General features: G+C 72.9%; 15 protein-coding genes. 11 read left to right on the forward strand and 4 right to left on the reverse strand.

Translation table 11 applies throughout. The annotated features are described in order from the left end of the window. The first annotated feature begins 213 nt into the window (after window positions 1–213). The gene (gene clpB / locus LBW97_RS12805) at window positions 214–2,796 is read left to right on the forward strand and encodes an ATP-dependent chaperone ClpB (protein WP_224499765.1); all 2,583 of its coding nucleotides are present in this window, start codon (window positions 214–216) and stop codon (window positions 2,794–2,796) included. 294 nt (window positions 2,797–3,090) lie between these two features. After that, window positions 3,091–3,585 carry a hypothetical protein gene (locus LBW97_RS12810; RefSeq protein WP_224499766.1) on the forward strand — a complete coding sequence of 165 codons (495 nt, stop codon included), beginning with the start codon at window positions 3,091–3,093 and terminating at the stop codon, window positions 3,583–3,585. On the opposite strand, the gene LBW97_RS12815 is transcribed toward LBW97_RS12810, so the two are convergent. Further along, window positions 3,576–4,040, reverse strand: coding sequence for a hypothetical protein (locus tag LBW97_RS12815; protein WP_224499767.1), 465 nt, complete (start codon window positions 4,038–4,040; stop codon window positions 3,576–3,578). The genes LBW97_RS12810 and LBW97_RS12815 overlap by 10 nt on opposite strands. Window positions 4,041–4,167: 127 nt before the next feature. On the opposite strand from LBW97_RS12815, the gene LBW97_RS12820 reads away from it, so the two are divergent. The 4 genes from LBW97_RS12820 (at window position 4,168) to LBW97_RS12835 (ending at window position 8,834) form a co-directional block, all read left to right on the forward strand. Beyond that, on the forward strand, window positions 4,168–5,835 hold the full coding sequence (locus tag LBW97_RS12820; RefSeq protein ID WP_224499768.1) for a molybdopterin-dependent oxidoreductase: 1,668 nt from the start codon (window positions 4,168–4,170) through the stop codon (window positions 5,833–5,835). Window positions 5,836–5,978: 143 nt separating this feature from the next. After that, window positions 5,979–6,641 (forward strand): fasciclin domain-containing protein, encoded by a 663-nt coding sequence (locus tag LBW97_RS12825; RefSeq protein WP_224499769.1) that lies wholly within the window; start codon window positions 5,979–5,981, stop codon window positions 6,639–6,641. A gap of 96 nt (window positions 6,642–6,737) precedes the next feature. Next, a complete protein-coding gene (pyrE, locus tag LBW97_RS12830; RefSeq protein WP_224499770.1) occupies window positions 6,738–7,292 on the forward strand; it encodes an orotate phosphoribosyltransferase in 555 nt (184 codons plus the stop codon). 120 nt (window positions 7,293–7,412) lie between these two features. Continuing rightward, the gene (locus LBW97_RS12835) at window positions 7,413–8,834 is read left to right on the forward strand and encodes an FAD-binding oxidoreductase (protein ID WP_224499771.1); all 1,422 of its coding nucleotides are present in this window, start codon (window positions 7,413–7,415) and stop codon (window positions 8,832–8,834) included. A gap of 13 nt (window positions 8,835–8,847) precedes the next feature. Here LBW97_RS12835 and LBW97_RS12840 read toward each other — a convergent pair whose 3' ends face one another. Beyond that, window positions 8,848–9,357: an NUDIX domain-containing protein gene (locus LBW97_RS12840; RefSeq protein WP_224499772.1), complete on the reverse strand. Its 510-nt coding sequence runs from the start codon at window positions 9,355–9,357 to the stop codon at window positions 8,848–8,850. A 62-nt stretch (window positions 9,358–9,419) separates the two neighbouring features. Between LBW97_RS12840 and LBW97_RS12845 the strand changes: the two genes are divergently transcribed. The 5 genes from LBW97_RS12845 to LBW97_RS12865 all read left to right on the forward strand — a co-directional run bounded on the left by LBW97_RS12845 (window position 9,420) and on the right by LBW97_RS12865 (window position 13,254). After that, a complete protein-coding gene (locus tag LBW97_RS12845; RefSeq protein ID WP_224499773.1) occupies window positions 9,420–10,772 on the forward strand; it encodes an FAD-dependent oxidoreductase in 1,353 nt (450 codons plus the stop codon). Further along, a complete protein-coding gene (locus tag LBW97_RS12850) occupies window positions 10,769–11,365 on the forward strand; it encodes a pentapeptide repeat-containing protein (RefSeq protein WP_224499774.1) in 597 nt (198 codons plus the stop codon). Before LBW97_RS12845 ends, LBW97_RS12850 begins: the two co-directional genes overlap by 4 nt. A gap of 69 nt (window positions 11,366–11,434) precedes the next feature. Beyond that, window positions 11,435–12,466, forward strand: a complete 1,032-nt coding sequence (gene fbaA, locus LBW97_RS12855) for a class II fructose-bisphosphate aldolase (RefSeq protein WP_224499775.1) — start codon at window positions 11,435–11,437, stop codon at window positions 12,464–12,466. Window positions 12,467–12,468: 2 nt separating this feature from the next. Beyond that, on the forward strand, window positions 12,469–12,873 hold the full coding sequence (locus LBW97_RS12860) for a DUF3151 domain-containing protein (protein ID WP_224499776.1): 405 nt from the start codon (window positions 12,469–12,471) through the stop codon (window positions 12,871–12,873). Window positions 12,874–13,107: 234 nt separating this feature from the next. Beyond that, window positions 13,108–13,254, forward strand: coding sequence for a GPGG-motif small membrane protein (locus LBW97_RS12865; RefSeq protein WP_224499777.1), 147 nt, complete (start codon window positions 13,108–13,110; stop codon window positions 13,252–13,254). A gap of 34 nt (window positions 13,255–13,288) precedes the next feature. Here LBW97_RS12865 and LBW97_RS12870 read toward each other — a convergent pair whose 3' ends face one another. Beyond that, window positions 13,289–14,125 (reverse strand): ATP-binding cassette domain-containing protein, encoded by an 837-nt coding sequence (locus LBW97_RS12870; protein WP_224499778.1) that lies wholly within the window; start codon window positions 14,123–14,125, stop codon window positions 13,289–13,291. Continuing rightward, the gene (locus LBW97_RS12875) at window positions 14,122–15,246 is read right to left on the reverse strand and encodes an ABC transporter permease (protein ID WP_224499779.1); all 1,125 of its coding nucleotides are present in this window, start codon (window positions 15,244–15,246) and stop codon (window positions 14,122–14,124) included. The genes LBW97_RS12870 and LBW97_RS12875 overlap by 4 nt, the downstream gene beginning before the upstream one ends. Between the last annotated feature and the right edge of the window lie 15 nt (window positions 15,247–15,261).

Genomic DNA, 15,261 nt, shown 5'->3' on the forward strand with positions numbered 1-15,261 from the left:
GCAGTCTAGAGCCCTTCGGCCCCTTGACCAGGATCATCGGGCCTCTTTCTCACCTCGCGGGATCCCGGAAGCCGGCCCGGCCCCACCTGTTGCCGGCGGCGAGGTACTGGCAGAGTTGAGCGGAACAGACTCAACTCGACCGTCGTTGCACAGGTCGATGCGCCGCCCAGGACGGACGGCGATCCGGAACGACGAAAGGACGTGCGTCCGAGCATGGAGAGCAAGCTCACGACCCGTTCGCAGGAGGCCGTCGCCGGCGCCCAGCGCCTCGCCGTCGGTCAGGGTCAGGCCGCGCTGGAGCCCCTGCACCTGCTGGTCGCTCTGCTGGAGCAGACCGACGGCATCGCCGGTCCGCTGCTGACGGCGGTCGGAGCAGACCCCGTCGACGTGCGCAGCAAGGCCGACGCCGCGCTCCGCCGGATGCCGAGCGTCAGCGGGGCCACGGTCTCCGCGCCCGCCCCGTCGCGGGAGTTCCTGCGGGTGATCAACGCCGCGGGGGAGCAGGCGAGCGCCCTCGGCGACGAGTACGTCTCCACCGAGCACCTGCTGGTCGGGCTGGCCGGCTCCGAGGGCGAGGCCGGCACGGTGCTCACCAGCGCCGGCGCCACCCGCGACGCGCTGGTGGCCGCTTTCCGCACCGTCCGGGGCAGCCGCAAGGTCACCACCGCGGATCCGGAGAGCACCTTCCAGGCCCTGCAGAAGTACGCCGTCGACCTCACCGAGCGCGCCCGCGAGGGCAAGATCGACCCGGTCATCGGCCGGGACACCGAGATCCGGCGGGTCGTGCAGGTGCTCTCCCGCCGCACCAAGAACAACCCGGTCCTCATCGGCGAGCCGGGCGTCGGGAAGACGGCGATCGTCGAGGGCCTGGCCCAGCGGATGGTCGCCGGCGACGTGCCGGAGAGCCTCAAGGGCAAGCGGCTCATGGCGCTGGACCTGGGTGCGATGGTGGCCGGCGCCAAGTACCGCGGTGAGTTCGAGGAGCGGCTCAAGGCCGTGCTCCAGGAGATCACCGAGGCCGAGGGCCAGGTCGTCACCTTCATCGACGAGCTGCACACGCTCGTCGGCGCCGGCGCGACCGGGGATTCGTCCATGGACGCCGGCAACATGATCAAGCCGATGCTCGCCCGGGGCGAGCTGCGCATGGTCGGGGCGACGACGCTCGACGAGTACCGCGAGCACATCGAGAAGGACCCCGCGCTGGAGCGCCGGTTCCAGCAGGTCTACGTCGGTGAGCCCTCCGTGGAGGACACGATCGGCATCCTCCGCGGGCTCAAGGAGCGCTACGAGGTGCACCACGGTGTCCGGATCACCGACACCGCGATCGTCGCCGCCGCGACGCTGTCGGACCGGTACGTCACGTCCCGCTTCCTCCCGGACAAGGCGATCGACCTGGTGGACGAGGCGGCCAGCCGGCTGCGCATGGAGATCGACAGCCGCCCCGTCGAGGTCGACGAGGTGGAGCGGGCCGTGCGCCGCATGGAGATCGAGGAGATGGCGCTGTCCAAGGAGGACGACGAGTCCTCCCTCGCCCGCCTCGCGGCGCTCCGCGAGGAGCTGGCGAACCGGCGTCAGGAGCTCGCCGAGCTCACCTTCCGCTGGCAGCAGGACAAGACCGCCATCGAGCGGATCCAGCGGATCAAGGAGGAGCTGGAGTCCGTGCGCCTGGAGGCCGAGCGCGCCGAGCGCGACGGCGACCTCGCCCGCGCCGCCGAGCTGCGCTACGGCCGGCTCCCGGAGCTGGAGCGCTCGCTGACCTCCGCCGAGGACTCGGTGGCCTCCGGCGACTCCATGCTCAAGGAGGAGGTCGGTCCCGACGACATCGCCGAGGTCGTCCAGGCGTGGACCGGCATCCCGGCGGGCCGGCTGCTCGAGGGGGAGACCCAGAAGCTGCTGCGGATGGAGGAGGGGCTCGCCGGGCGCGTGGTCGGCCAGCCCGACGCCGTCCGGGCCGTCGCCGACGCCGTCCGCCGGGCCCGCTCCGGAGTCTCCGACCCCGACCGGCCCACCGGCTCGTTCCTCTTCCTCGGCCCGACCGGCGTCGGCAAGACCGAGCTGGCCAAGGCGCTGGCGGAGTTCCTGTTCGACGACGACCGGGCGATGGTCCGCATCGACATGAGCGAGTACTCGGAGAAGCACTCGGTGGCCCGCCTCGTGGGCGCGCCTCCCGGCTACGTGGGCTACGAGGCCGGCGGCCAGCTCACCGAGGCGGTGCGCCGCCGTCCGTACACCGTCGTCCTGCTGGACGAGGTGGAGAAGGCGCACCCCGACGTCTTCGACGTGCTCCTGCAGGTCCTCGACGACGGCCGGCTGACCGACGGCCAGGGCCGGACTGTGGACTTCCGCAACACCATCCTGATCCTGACCTCGAACCTCGGGTCGCAGATCATCGCCGACCAGTCGATCCCGGAGGCGGCCCGCCGGGGCGCGGTGCTGGAGGTGGTCCGGTCGCACTTCAAGCCGGAGTTCCTCAACCGGCTGGACGACGTCGTGGTGTTCCGGGCGCTCGGCAGCGAGGAGCTCACCGGCATCGTCGACATCCAGGTCGGGGTCCTGGCCCGTCGCCTGGCGGCCCGCCGGCTGACGCTCACCGTGACCCCCGCCGCCCGCGACTGGCTGGCGCTGAACGGCTTCGACCCGGTCTACGGCGCCCGGCCGCTGCGCCGGCTGGTGCAGTCGGCGATCGGTGACCAGCTGGCGAAGGCGCTGCTCTCCGGCGAGATCCGGGACGGCGACGAGGTCGTCGTCGACTGGGCGGCCGGCGACGCCGAGGGGCTGAGCGTCACGCGCGCGTGAGAGGGGCGCCCTGTCATGTGCAGGGCGCCCGACGCGGGCCGTGCGGGAGGGGCGACGGCGCGTCGGAGAGAATCGCGGGCACGGGGGACGACGAGCGGAGGCGGCATGACGGCGGGTCCGGGCGACCAGCACGACCAGGAGCAGGGCGGGCAGCCGCCGGCGTGGCCGTCGCCAGCTCAGCCGCCGCCTGCTCAGCCGCCATCGGCTCAGCCGCCGGCGTGGCCGTCACCGCCATCCGCCCAGCCGGGCCCGAACCCGCACGCGTTCCAGGGCGGCTCGAAGTGGACGGGGGAGGTGCCGAAGCCCGTGGAGCGGCCGGTGACGGTCCGCGCCGGGCTGGGCGCCCTGCTCGGCGCCTACTTCCTCGGTGTCGTGGCGTCGGTCGCGATGCTGGTCCGGTTCGACGACGTCCTCGCCTGGACCGCGGACCAGGACATGCCTCCGCTGGAGACGCCCGGCCTGGAGCTCGACGCCGACCAGCTGGCCGAGCTGCTGCTGCGGGCGACCATCGTGGTCGGGATCGTGGTCGTCGCGCTCCAGCTGCTGTTCGTCTGGTTCGCCTGGCGCGGCCACAACTGGGCCCGGATCACCCTCTGGGTGTTCGCCGGGCTCACGCTGTTCTCCGCGCCGGTGGGCGCGGCCGGTGACGGCGGCCCGCTGCCGTTCGTGACCTCGCTGGGCTGGTTCGAGACGGCGCTCCTCGTGGTCGGCGTCGTCCTGCTCACGCTCTCGCCGTCCAACGACTGGTACCGCTACCGGAGCTGGCAGCGGGCGACCGGTCAGGGCTGAGCCGGGCGTCCGAGCCACTCCCGGGTCGTGCGGGCCAGCAGGCTCGCGGCGGCCGAGACCGACAGCACGAGCTGCAGCAGCGAGACGACGGTGACGCCACCAGCGGCCACCATCGACGAGAGCATCAGCAGGGCCAGGACCGTCGCGGCCAGCAGCCCGGTCCACCTGCCCCACGCACGGCGGCGTTCGACGGCGATCGCCGACACCGCGCAGGTCACGCCGAGCGCGAGGGACGACGCGAGGTTGATGGTGACGAACTGCTCGGACTCCGCGCGGGTGAGCCCCGCGGTCTCGAGTGCCTGGATCACCCCGTCGCGCCCGACGAACGTGATCGCCGCGTAGAGCAGGAGCAGCGCCGCGAGGGCCGCCAGGAGGCCGATGGCGACACGGACCGACGGGGGCTTCTGGGCGGGGCTCGTCGCGTCCGCGGGACGGGAGGCTGGGGTGGCCGGCACCCGCGCAGCCTGGCAGACGGCGGTCCGCCTTCGCCGGCACCGGCGAGGATTTGTCGGCTGAGGCGCAGAAAAATTGTGCGCGAGATGAATCCGGATCCCGTCCGGCGCGCGAATGCCTGTCGTGACCATGACCGAGCAGGACCCGCGCACCACCTCCGGTGGGAAGGGCCAGAGCTTCGGCGTCCGCCGGCTCCTGGCCGCGCTGGCCGGGTTGCTCGCCGCGGCCGTCGCGCTCGGTGTCGCCGAACTCGTCGCGGCGCTCGTCGGGCCCGCCTCCTCGCCGGTCGTGGCCGTCGGGGACGCCGCGATCACGCTCACCCCCGAGCCGGTCAAGGCCTTCGCCATCCGGACGTTCGGCGAGAACGACAAGATCGCGCTGATCATCGGCACGCTGATCGTCATCGCGCTGTACGCGCTGGTCATCGGACTCGTGGGGCTGCGCAGCCGGCGCCTGGGTGTCCTCGGCATCCTGGTCTTCGGGCTGGTCGGCGTCGTCGCCGCCGTGACCCGCCCGGCCGGCGGCATCCTCTACGGCCTGCCCGCCCTGATCGGTGCGCTGGTCGGCGCGGTCGCCCTGCTGGCCCTGCTCTCCCCGCTGCAGACGCCGCTCGCCGACGAGGACGCCGATCCCGCCGAGCATGCCGTCCGGTCCCCGGCGCAGCACGGTCTGGCCGGCCGCCTCCGGGACGCGCTCGGCGCCGGTGACCGCAAGGGCGCCGGCATGGACCGTCGCCGGTTCTTCCTCACCAGCGGCGCGGCCGTGGGCGTCGCCGCGGTCGCCGGTGGCGGTGGCCGCCTGCTCCAGCAGCGCTTCGACGTCGCCGGTGAGCGCAGCGACCTCGCCCTGCCGTCGCCCGCCTCGCCTGCCCCGGCGCTTCCTGCCGGCGCCGACCTGGCCCCGGGCATCGACGGACTGACCCCGCTCGTCACCCGGAACCGCGACTTCTACCGGGTCGACACCGCCATCTCGGTGCCGCAGATCCGCCCGTCGGACTACAAGCTGACGCTCACCGGCAAGTTCGACTCCCCGAACACGTACACGCTGCAGGACCTCTTCGACCGCGACGACATCATCGAGCGCGACATCACCCTCACCTGCGTCTCCAACGAGGTGGGCGGCCGGCTCGCCGGCACCGCCCGGTGGCTGGGCGTGCCCCTGGGCGCGTTCCTCCGCGAGAACGGCATCGGGGACGACAGCGACCAGCTTGTCTGCACGTCGCAGGACGGGATGACCATCGGCGCCCCGACGCGCTCAGCCCTCGAGGTCGACGACGCGATGCTCGCCTTCGGCATGAACGGCGAGCCGCTGCCGGTGGAGCACGGCTTCCCGGTGCGGATGCTGATCCCGGGCCTCTACGGCTACGTCTCGGCGTGCAAGTGGCTGACGACGATCGACGCCACGACGTTCAGCGCCTTCGACCCCTACTGGGTCGAGCGCGACTGGGCCGCTCAGGCGGAGATCAAGGTCTTCAGCCGCATCGACACCCCGGCCCCGCTGCGGGCGTTCCCCGCCGGCCGCAAGCCGATCGCCGGCGTCGCCTGGGCACAGACCCGCGGCATCGCCCGGGTCGAGGTCAAGGTGGACGACGAGGACTGGGCCGAGGCCGAGCTCTCGCCCGAGGTCGACGCCGACCTGTGGCGCCAGTGGGTGCTGCCCTACGACTTCGCCGCCGGCCAGCACGACGTCACCGTGCGCGCTACGAGCTCCGACGGCGAGACCCAGACCGAGGAGCGGGCCGCCCCGTTCCCGAACGGTGCCAGCGGCTGGCACTCCGTCCGGGTGGTCGTCCGCTGAACCCCGGTCCGGCCGCCCGCACCGGACCCACCAGACCCGTCCCGGCCCCCGCCGACGACGAACCCCCCGGCCACTCCCGTGGCCGGTGCACCACCTGAACCGCGACACCGACGTCGCACGGAACTGGACAGGAGCACCACACCATGAAGCGCACCCTTTCCCGCGGCATCCTGGTCACCGCCGTCTCCACGCTCGCCATCACGCTGAGCGCCTGTGGCGGCTCCGACGAGGGCTCCGAGAGCACGTCGTCGGGCTCCGCCGGCAGCTCCTCCTCCTCCGCCGAGGAGAGCGAGGCCATGCCGATGTCCGACGCGCCGTTCGGTGCTGCCTGCTCCCAGGTCCCCACCGAGGGCGAGGGCAGCGTCGAGGGCATGTCCGACGACCCGGTCGCCACCGCCGCCAGCAACAACCCGATCCTCTCCACCCTGGTCACCGCCGTGACCGAGGCCGAGCTCGGCGACACGCTGAACAGCACCGACGACATCACCGTGCTGGCCCCGGCCAACCCGGCGTTCGAGGCCGTCCCGGCCGACGCGCTGAACGGTCTGCTCGCCGACAAGGCTGCCCTGACCACGGTGCTCACCCACCACGTCATCCCGGGTCGCCTGACCCCGGAGGAGCTGGCCGGCACGCACACCACGCTGAACAACGACGAGGTCACCATCGAGGGCTCCGGTGAGGACTTCACCATCGCCATGGACGGCACCGTCGTCGGCATGGAGGCCTCGGTGATCTGCGGGAACGTGCAGACCGCCAACGCCACCGTCTACGTCATCGACCAGGTCCTCAAGCCTGCCGGTATGTGATCCATGACCTCCTCCTGATCGCTGGGAGGAGGCACTGCGGGGCCCCCGCCGGACTTCGGTCCGACGGGGGCCCTGCGCGTGTCTAGGGTTCCTCGTATGACGGCACCCACCGCCCTGCCCGACCGCGACCGGCTGCTGCAGCTGATCCTCGACCTCGCCGTGGTGCACGGGAAGGTCACGCTCTCCTCGGGCACGGAGGCGGACTGGTACATCGACCTGCGCCGCCTGACGCTGCACCACGAGGGCGCCCCGCTGGTCGGCCGCGTGATGCGCCAGCTGACCGGCGACCTGCGCTACGACGTCGTCGGCGGGCTCACCCTGGGCGCGGACCCGGTGGCGACGGCGATGCTGCACGCGGCGTCGGCGGGGGAGGGCTTCCTGGACGCCTGCGTCGTCCGGAAGGCCGGCAAGGCGCACGGCCTGCAGCGGCGGATCGAGGGCCCGGACGTCGACGGCCGCGCGGTGCTCGTCGTCGAGGACGTCTCGACCACCGGCGGCAGTCCGCTGACCGCGGCCGAGGCGCTGCAGGAGGCCGGCGCCGAGGTGGTTGCGATCGCCGTCATCGTGGACCGCGGGGGGCGCCAGGCGGTCGAGGAGGCCGGCTTCGAGTACCGCGCCGCCTTCACCCTCGCCGACCTCGGCCTGGACTGAAGTCCAGGATGATCAGCTGACCTGATCATTCTGCGTCCTGGCTCACCACCGGTGCTGAGCCAGGACGACTGACGATCAGGTCTCCTGATCACCGACGCAGGGACGCCGTACGGTGTGACGGTGACCACAGTCGCTACCTCGTGGCTCGCGGAGCTCACCGACGTGCTGGGCGCCGACGCCGTCCTGACCGACCCCGACGTCACGGCCTCCTACGCCCGTGACCAGGCCATGCTCGCCGAGGCCGGCACGCCCGCGGCCGTCGTCTTCCCGCGGTGCACCGACGACGTCGTCGCGGTGATGCGGGTGGCCGCGCGGCACGGCGTCCCGGTCATTCCGCGGGGCGCGGGCTCGGGGCTGTCCGGTGGCAGCAACGCCGTCGACGGCGCGATCACCCTGGTGATGACCCGGATGGACGCGGTCCTGGAGATCTCCCCGGCCGACCGGCTGGTGGTCGTGCAGCCCGGCGTGGTGAACAAGTCCCTGCGCGACGCCGTCGCCGGGTCCGGGCTCTTCTATCCACCGGACCCCTCCAGCTACGACTGGTGCACGATCGGCGGCAACCTCGCCACCAACTCCGGCGGCCTGTGCTGCGTGAAGTACGGCGTCACCACCGACTACGTGCTCGGCCTGGAGGTCGTGCTCGCCGACGGCCGGGTGCTGCGGACCGGACGGCGCACCGTCAAGGGCGTCGCGGGCTACGACCTGGCGCGGCTGTTCGTCGGCTCCGAGGGGACCCTCGGCGTGATCACCGAGGCCACGCTGGCGCTGCGGCCCGCCCCGCAGCGGCCGGTCACCCTCGCCGCCACCTTCGCGACGACGGCGCAGACCGGTCAGGTCGTCGAGCGCGTGGTCACCACCGGTCTGGTGCCCAGCCTGCTCGAGGTCATGGACAACACCTGTATCCGCGCCGTCGACGACCTGCTCAAGGCCGACCTCGACCGCGACGCGCACGCCCTGCTGGTCGCCCAGTCCGACACCGGCGGTGAGGCCGCCGCCCGCGAGATCGAGGCGCTCGCGCAGCTGTGCCGGGAGGCGGGTGCGCAGTTCGTGCACACCACCGAGGACCCGGCCGAGGGCGATCTGCTCCTCCAGGCCCGGCGGATGGCGCTGCCCGCACTGGCCCAGGTGGGCAGCACGCTGATCGACGACGTCGCCGTGCCGCGGTCCCGGATCGCCGCGTTCCTCGACGGCTGTGACGCGATCGCGGCGACCCGGGCGCTGACGATCGGCGTCGTCGGGCACGCCGGTGACGGCAACATGCACCCGACCATCGTGTTCGACCCGGCCGACGCCGATCAGCGCGAGCGGGCGTTCGCCGCCTTCGACGACATCCTCGAGCTCGGCCTCGCACTCGGCGGCACCATCACCGGCGAGCACGGGGTGGGCACCATCAAGCTGGACTGGCTGGAGCGGGAGATCGGGCCGGTGTCCCTGGCGGTGCACCGCTCGATCAAGTCGGCGCTGGACCCCGCGGGGCTGCTCAGCCCCGGCTCGGTGTTCCGCTTCTCGGCTCCACGCGATCTGCCGCCGACGCCGGCCTGAGGGACGCCGGGGATCAGGCGGGATGGCGGACGGAGAGCCGGACCGCGTCGATCCACATCGCCTGGGCCGGCCAGAGCGCATCTGCGGCGTCGTCGAGAGAGATCCAGCGGAACGCGAACCGGTGCTCCACGGCGTCGCCGCCGGAGCGCTCCTCCCAGATCCACCGCTCCTGCCGCGGACCTTCGGGGAGCCCGAGGTGGAAGGCGTGGCAGACCTGTTCCTCCAGCCCGGCCGGCACGCGCCCCGTCTCCGACCGGTTCCAGGCCTCGCCCAGCTTCCGCACGATCGCGGGGGTGACGAGCCCGGACTCCTCGGCGAGCTCGCGGACGACGGCGGCCTCGGCGGACTCGCCCACGTGGATTCCGCCGGCCGGCACCTGGGTCCCCGCATCCACGTCGAGGTGGTCGAAGACGAGGAGCCGCCCGTCCGGATCGGTCACGTAGGCCATGGCGCGCTGGTAGACGTCGGGGTGCCAGGCGGCCATCGCCGCCCGACGCTTCGTGGGGCCCTCCTCCGGATGCATCGTCCGATCATCGCGGGGTGCACGGGCTGCGCACAGACGGTCCGTGGTGACACTCTGACCGCGTGAGCACTGATCGGTTGGTCGTCATCGGCGGGGACGCCGCCGGGCTGTCGGCCGCCGCCCAGGCCCGGCGGCTGCGCGGGCCGGAGGACCTGGAGATCGTCGTCCTGGAGCAGGGGCCGGAGATCTCCTACTCCGCCTGCGGCATCCCCTACTGGATCGGCGACCTGGTCAGCGACCGCGACCGCCTGCTGGCCCGCACGGCCGGGCAGTTCGAGGCCGACGGCATCGACATCCGCATCCAGACCCGCGCCGAGGAGATCGACCTCGAGGCGGGCCGGGTGCGCACGAGCACCGGCGAGCAGCTCGGCTACGACAACCTCGTCGTCGCCACCGGCGGGCGTCCCGCGCGGCCGCCGATCCCCGGGCTGGACGCCGAGGGCGTGTACGGCGTGCACCGGCTCGCCGACGGCGCGGACATCCGCGCGGCCATCGCCGCCGGCGCCGAGCGGGCGATCGTCCTCGGCGGTGGCTACATCGGCCTGGAGATGGCCGAGGTGCTGCGGGGACGCGGGCTGTCGGTGACCGTCGTCCTGGCCGATCCGCTGCCGATGGCCCAGCTGGACGACGACATGGGCGAGCGGGTCTGCAAGGCGATGGGCGACATGGGCATCGAGGTGCAGTCCGAGCAGCCGGTCCGCGCGATCGAGACCGACGCCGACGGCGTGGTCCGGGCGGTGCGCACCGACGCGGGCAGCTACGAGACCGACGTCGTCGTCATGGGCCTGGGCATGGGCCCGGAGACGGCGCTGGCCCGGGAGGCGGGGCTGCAGCTCGGCGTCACCGGCGGGATCGACGTCGCGCACACCCAGCGCAGCCGCTCGCACCCCGAGGTCTTCGCGGCCGGCGACTGCGTGCAGACCTACCACCGGATCACCGGCGAGGCGATCCACATCGCGCTGGGCACGCACGCCAACAAGCAGGGCCGGGTGGCGGGCTCGGTCATCGGCGGCCGCCCCGCGCGGTTCTCCGGCGTCCTCGGGACGGCGGTGACCAAGGTGGGCGAGCTGGAGGTGGGCCGGACCGGGCTGTGCACCACGCAGGCGGAGCAGGCCGGCTTCGACCACCGCTCCGACCTGATCGAGGCCACCACGCGCGCCGGCTACTACCCGGGAGCGGAGCCGATCGCGATCAAGCTGATCAGCGAGCGCGGCTCGGGCCTGCTGCTGGGCGCGCAGGTGGTCGGCGGCCCGGGTAGCGCCAAGCGGATCGACGTGCTGGCCACCGCCATCTGGGCCGGGATGACCGCCGAGGACCTGGCCGGCTCCGACCTCTCCTACGCGCCGCCGTTCTCGCCCACCTACGACCCGGTGGTGGTGGCGGCCCGCGTGGCGAGCCGCATCGAGCAGGGATGACCGAGGCCGACGTCCGGGACGCCGACTGGTACGGCGAGGACCTGTCCGGTCACGAGCACACCGGCGTCCGGTTCGCCGGCGTCGACCTGTCGGAGACGACCGGGGACGGCGCCGTCTTCACCGACTGCACGTTCACGGACTGCCGGTTCACCGGCGCGAAGTACACCGACGCCGCTTTCGTGAACTGCACCTTCACCGGCTGCTCGTTCTTCCAGGCGGAGTTCGACGAGTGCAAGTTCGTGGGCAGCCGGTTCGCGCGCTGCACCTTCGACCTGATGACCGTCGCCGGCGGGGACTGGTCGTTCGTCGTCCTGGCCGGCGCGGACCTGCACCGGGCGACCCTGGGCGCGGTGCGGATGCGCGAGGCGGACCTGACGAAGGTCCAGGCGGCCGGGGCGACGCTGCGCGGCCTGGACCTCTCCGCCGCGGAGCTCGACGGCGCCGATCTCACCGGCGCGGACCTGCGCGGCAGCGACCTCACCGCGGTCGATCCGCGTCGCACCGAGCTCGCCGGTGCGCGGATCGACGTCACCCAGGCGGTGGTACTCGTGACCGCTCTGGGGCTGGACGTCCGCCCCGACGCCCCGGAGTGAGCCCGGCGGCGCGATACTGATCGACGACGTACAGCGCCGTACACGCCGCTCACCGGAGGAGTGCCCCGCATGCCCATCGCGACCCCTGAGGTCTACGCCGACATGATCAGTCGGGCCAAGGAGGGCGGTTTCGCCTACCCGGCGATCAACTGCACCTCGTCCGAGACGATCAACGCGGCGCTCCGCGGGTTCGCCGACGCGGGCAGCGACGGCATCATCCAGTTCTCCACCGGCGGCGCGGAGTTCGGCTCCGGCACCAAGGTGAAGGACATGGTCACCGGCGCGGTGGCCCTGGCCGAGTTCGCCCACGTCGTCGCCGAGCGGTACCCGGTCAACGTGGCGCTGCACACCGACCACTGCCCCAAGGACAAGCTGGACTCCTACGTCCGGCCGCTGATCGCGCTGTCCAAGGACCGCGTCGACGCCGGCCAGGCGCCGCTGTTCCAGTCGCACATGTGGGACGGATCGGCGATCGACCTGGACGAGAACCTCGACATCGCCGAGGAGCTGCTGGAGCGCGCCGCCGCGGCGAAGATCGTGCTCGAGGTGGAGATCGGCGTCGTCGGCGGCGAGGAGGACGGCGTCGCGCACGACATCAACGAGAAGCTCTACACGGCCGAGGGCGACTTCGTGGCCACCGCCCGGAAGCTGGGCCTGGGCGAGCGGGGCGTGTACCTGCTGGCCGCCACCTTCGGCAACGTGCACGGCGTCTACAAGCCGGGCAACGTCAAGCTGCGCCCGGAGATCCTCAAGCTGGGTCAGGACGTCGTCGCCAAGGAGTTCGGCACCGCCGACCCCAAGCCGTTCAACCTGGTCTTCCACGGCGGCTCCGGCTCCGCGCAGTCGGAGATCCGCGAGGCGCTGTCCTACGGCGTCATCAAGATGAACGTCGACACCGACACCCAGTACGCCTTCACCCGGCCCATCGTCGGGCACATGTTCGGCAACTACGACGGCGTGCTGAAGGTCGACGGCGAGGTCGGCAACAAGAAGGTCTACGACCCGCGCAGCTACCTCAAGGCCGCCGAGACCGGCATGGCCGCCCGCGTCGTCGAGGCGTGCGAGGACCTGCTGTCGGCCGGTCAGTCGCAGGGGGCGTGACGGTGACGCACTCCCACAACCTGCTGGGCGAGCCCGCCCCCACGCTGCTGCCGGCGAACCCCGAGGCCGACGCCGCCCTCGCTGCCGGCACCCCCGCGGCCGAGGTCGCGGCGAACCACCCGACGGTGAGCGCCGCCTGGGGCGCGCTCGCCGAGGCGGCGCTGGCTGACGGCCGCACGATCGAGGCCTACGCTTACGCCCGCACCGGCTACCACCGCGGGCTCGACGCGCTGCGCCGCAACGGCTGGAAGGGCTACGGCCCGGCGCCGTGGTCGCACGAGCCCAACCGCGGCTTCCTTCGCTGCGTCACGGTGCTGGCGAAGGCCGCCGAGGCGATCGGCGAGACGGACGAGCAGGAGCGCTGCACCCAGCTGCTGCGCGACTGCGACCCGACGCTCGCTCCGTAGCGTTCGGCCACTGTGCGCCGAGGGCGCGTTCCCGACCCGGGAACGCGCCCTCGCTGCACTCTGCGGACAACCGCCGAGCTACCCGTGACGCGGAGTTACGAGGATCCGCGGTCCGCATCGAGCTCGCCCTTCTGAGCTGCACGTTCGCGGGCGGTGTTTGCCAGTTGATCGTGATCGGGCATCACTGTGCGTGCACGGCGCCTACCGGGCGCCCGCAGAGATGAGGGATGAGCAATGGTGACCCTGTTGTGGATCCTCGCCGTGATCCTGGTGGTTTCCGGGATCTTCGCGATCGTTCGTGGGCAGATGCTGTGGGGCATCGTGCTGATCGTCGTCGGGCTGCTGGTCGGCCCGGGCGGGGTCAGCGTCTTCAGCCCCTGACCGCGCCTGACCACCCTGACCGCCCTCCCCGGGCTCAGCGTTCGCCGAGCTCCGGGTGCAGGGCGGTCAGTGCGTCGGTCAGGGTGCTCAGCTGCTCGCCGCCGGCCATGAGCGCCGTCAGGTCGTCGGCGTCGATGTCGTCCCGGGTCAGGGTCGCCGCCACCTGGCCGTGGGCCAGCAGCAGGAACCGGTCACCGATCAGGTGGGCGTAGCGCGGGTTGTTCGTCACGACGACGACGGCCAGGCCCTGGGCCCGCGCGGCCAGGATCGCCTGCCCGAACAGTGTCTGCCGCGCCACGGTCATCGGGGTGACGGGCTCGTCGATGACCAGCGCCCGTGCCCCGAAGTGGAGCGCGCGGGCGACAGCCAGGCTCTGCCGCTCGCCGGCCTGGAGCGCGCTCGCCGGCTGGTCCGGGTCCAGGGCCGTGACGCCGACCCGCGCCATCGCGCGGACGGTGGTCTCCCGGGCGCCGGCGACGTCCAGCCGGCGCAGTGGCCAGACCCCGCGGGTCGGCTCGACGCCCAGGAAGAAGTTCCGCCAGATCGAGAGCAGCGGAGCGACGGCGAGGTCCTGCCAGACGGTGGCGATCCCGAGCGCGCGGGAGTGGCGCGGGGAGCGGAACCGCACCGGCATCCCCGCCACCAGCAGCTCGCCCTCGTCGTGCCGGCCCAGCCCGGAGAGCACCGACACCAGCGTCGACTTGCCGGAGCCGTTCTCGCCCAGCACGCAGGTGATCTCACCGGACCGCAGGACGGCGTTCACCCGGTTCAGTGCCGGGACGTTGCCGTACCGCACGGTCAGCCCGCGCAGCTCGATCACCGGGCGCGGAGGGCGCGTCGGGGCGTCGTGCTCGGAGGAGGCGGTGCTCATGAGCGTGGTTTCGCCTTCAGCCGGCGGCGCACGACGCCGTTGGCGACCAGCGCCACCAGCAGCAGTCCACCCAGGAGGGTCAGGAACCACCGGGGGTCCCAGCCGGCGAGCGTGATGCCCTGGCGGGCCACCGCGTAGAGCACCGAGGCGACGGCGGCGCCGATCGCCGACCCGTACCCGCCGGTGAGCAGACAGCCACCGATGACGGCCACGACGAGGAAGTCCAGCGCGGTGTCCAGGTCCGCGTTGCCCAGCTGCACGCTCTCCAGCCGGAACAGGCCGAGGGTGCCGATCAGCCAGCCGGCCGTCGCGGTGAGGCAGAAGAGGGCGACCGTGGTCCGTCGGACGGGCACGCCCAGCTCACGGGCCGCGCGGCGGGCACCGCCGGCGGCGAAGACGGCGTTGCCGAACGCGGTCCGCCACAGCGCCCACGTCGCCAGCGCGGTGGCCGCCAGCCACCACAGGACCGCGACGTGGAACCGGGCGCCGCCGATCTCCGCCGAGGAGCCGAACACCGAGGCCGCGGAGCTCCAGCCGGGTGCGGCGTCCAGGCCGCCGACCTGCGTGGAGCCCGTCGCCGCCTCGAAGCCGGCGAGGGCGATGCCCTGCAGGACGAGGAACGTGGCGAGGGTGACCAGGAAGCTGGGCAGGCCGGTGTTGACGACCAGCACGCCGTTGACCACCCCGACGGCGAGCGCGGCCAGCAGTGACACCGCCAGGGCCGGCCACGTGGGCCATCCCGCGGGCCCGATCAGCATCGCCGTCAGCAGCGAGCTGGCCAGCGCCATGATGCCCACGGAGAGGTCGAACTGGCCCGCGATCAGCAGCAGGGCGACCGCGACCGCGCCGATGCCCAGCGGGGCCGCGACGTCGAGGACGCCGGCCAGCCCCGCGGTGCTGCGCAGGTCCGGCGCCTGCAGCCCGAAGAACGCGACGACGACCACCAGGGCGACGACCGCGGGCAGGCTCGGACGAGCCAGCGCCCGCGAGAGGAAGCGGCGGCCCGCCTGGGGGCGGGCCGTGCCGTAGGAGGGCAGCCGGTCGCCGATCACCGTCGGGGAGCCCCGGCGGTGGGGGAGCAGGGCGTCGGCAGCGGGTCCTCCTCGATCGTGCGGGTGCACCCAGTGTCCACGACG

The organism is Blastococcus sp. LR1 (genome assembly GCF_020166105.1).
Lineage (GTDB): Bacteria > Actinomycetota > Actinomycetes > Mycobacteriales > Geodermatophilaceae > Blastococcus.

What these genes read in the sequence shown, in the direction of transcription:
- clpB (WP_224499765.1), top strand. Translation starts at nt 214, where the DNA reads ATGGAGAGCAAGCTCACGACCCGTTCGCAGGAGGCCGTCGCCGGCGCC.
- LBW97_RS12820 (WP_224499768.1), top strand. Translation starts at nt 4,168, where the DNA reads ATGACCGAGCAGGACCCGCGCACCACCTCCGGTGGGAAGGGCCAGAGC.
- LBW97_RS12825 (WP_224499769.1), top strand. Translation starts at nt 5,979, where the DNA reads ATGAAGCGCACCCTTTCCCGCGGCATCCTGGTCACCGCCGTCTCCACG.
- pyrE (WP_224499770.1), top strand. Translation starts at nt 6,738, where the DNA reads ATGACGGCACCCACCGCCCTGCCCGACCGCGACCGGCTGCTGCAGCTG.
- LBW97_RS12840 (WP_224499772.1), bottom strand. Translation starts at nt 9,357, where the DNA reads ATGCATCCGGAGGAGGGCCCCACGAAGCGTCGGGCGGCGATGGCCGCC.
- LBW97_RS12850 (WP_224499774.1), top strand. Translation starts at nt 10,769, where the DNA reads ATGACCGAGGCCGACGTCCGGGACGCCGACTGGTACGGCGAGGACCTG.
- fbaA (WP_224499775.1), top strand. Translation starts at nt 11,435, where the DNA reads ATGCCCATCGCGACCCCTGAGGTCTACGCCGACATGATCAGTCGGGCC.
- LBW97_RS12865 (WP_224499777.1), top strand. Translation starts at nt 13,108, where the DNA reads ATGGTGACCCTGTTGTGGATCCTCGCCGTGATCCTGGTGGTTTCCGGG.
- LBW97_RS12870 (WP_224499778.1), bottom strand. Translation starts at nt 14,125, where the DNA reads ATGAGCACCGCCTCCTCCGAGCACGACGCCCCGACGCGCCCTCCGCGC.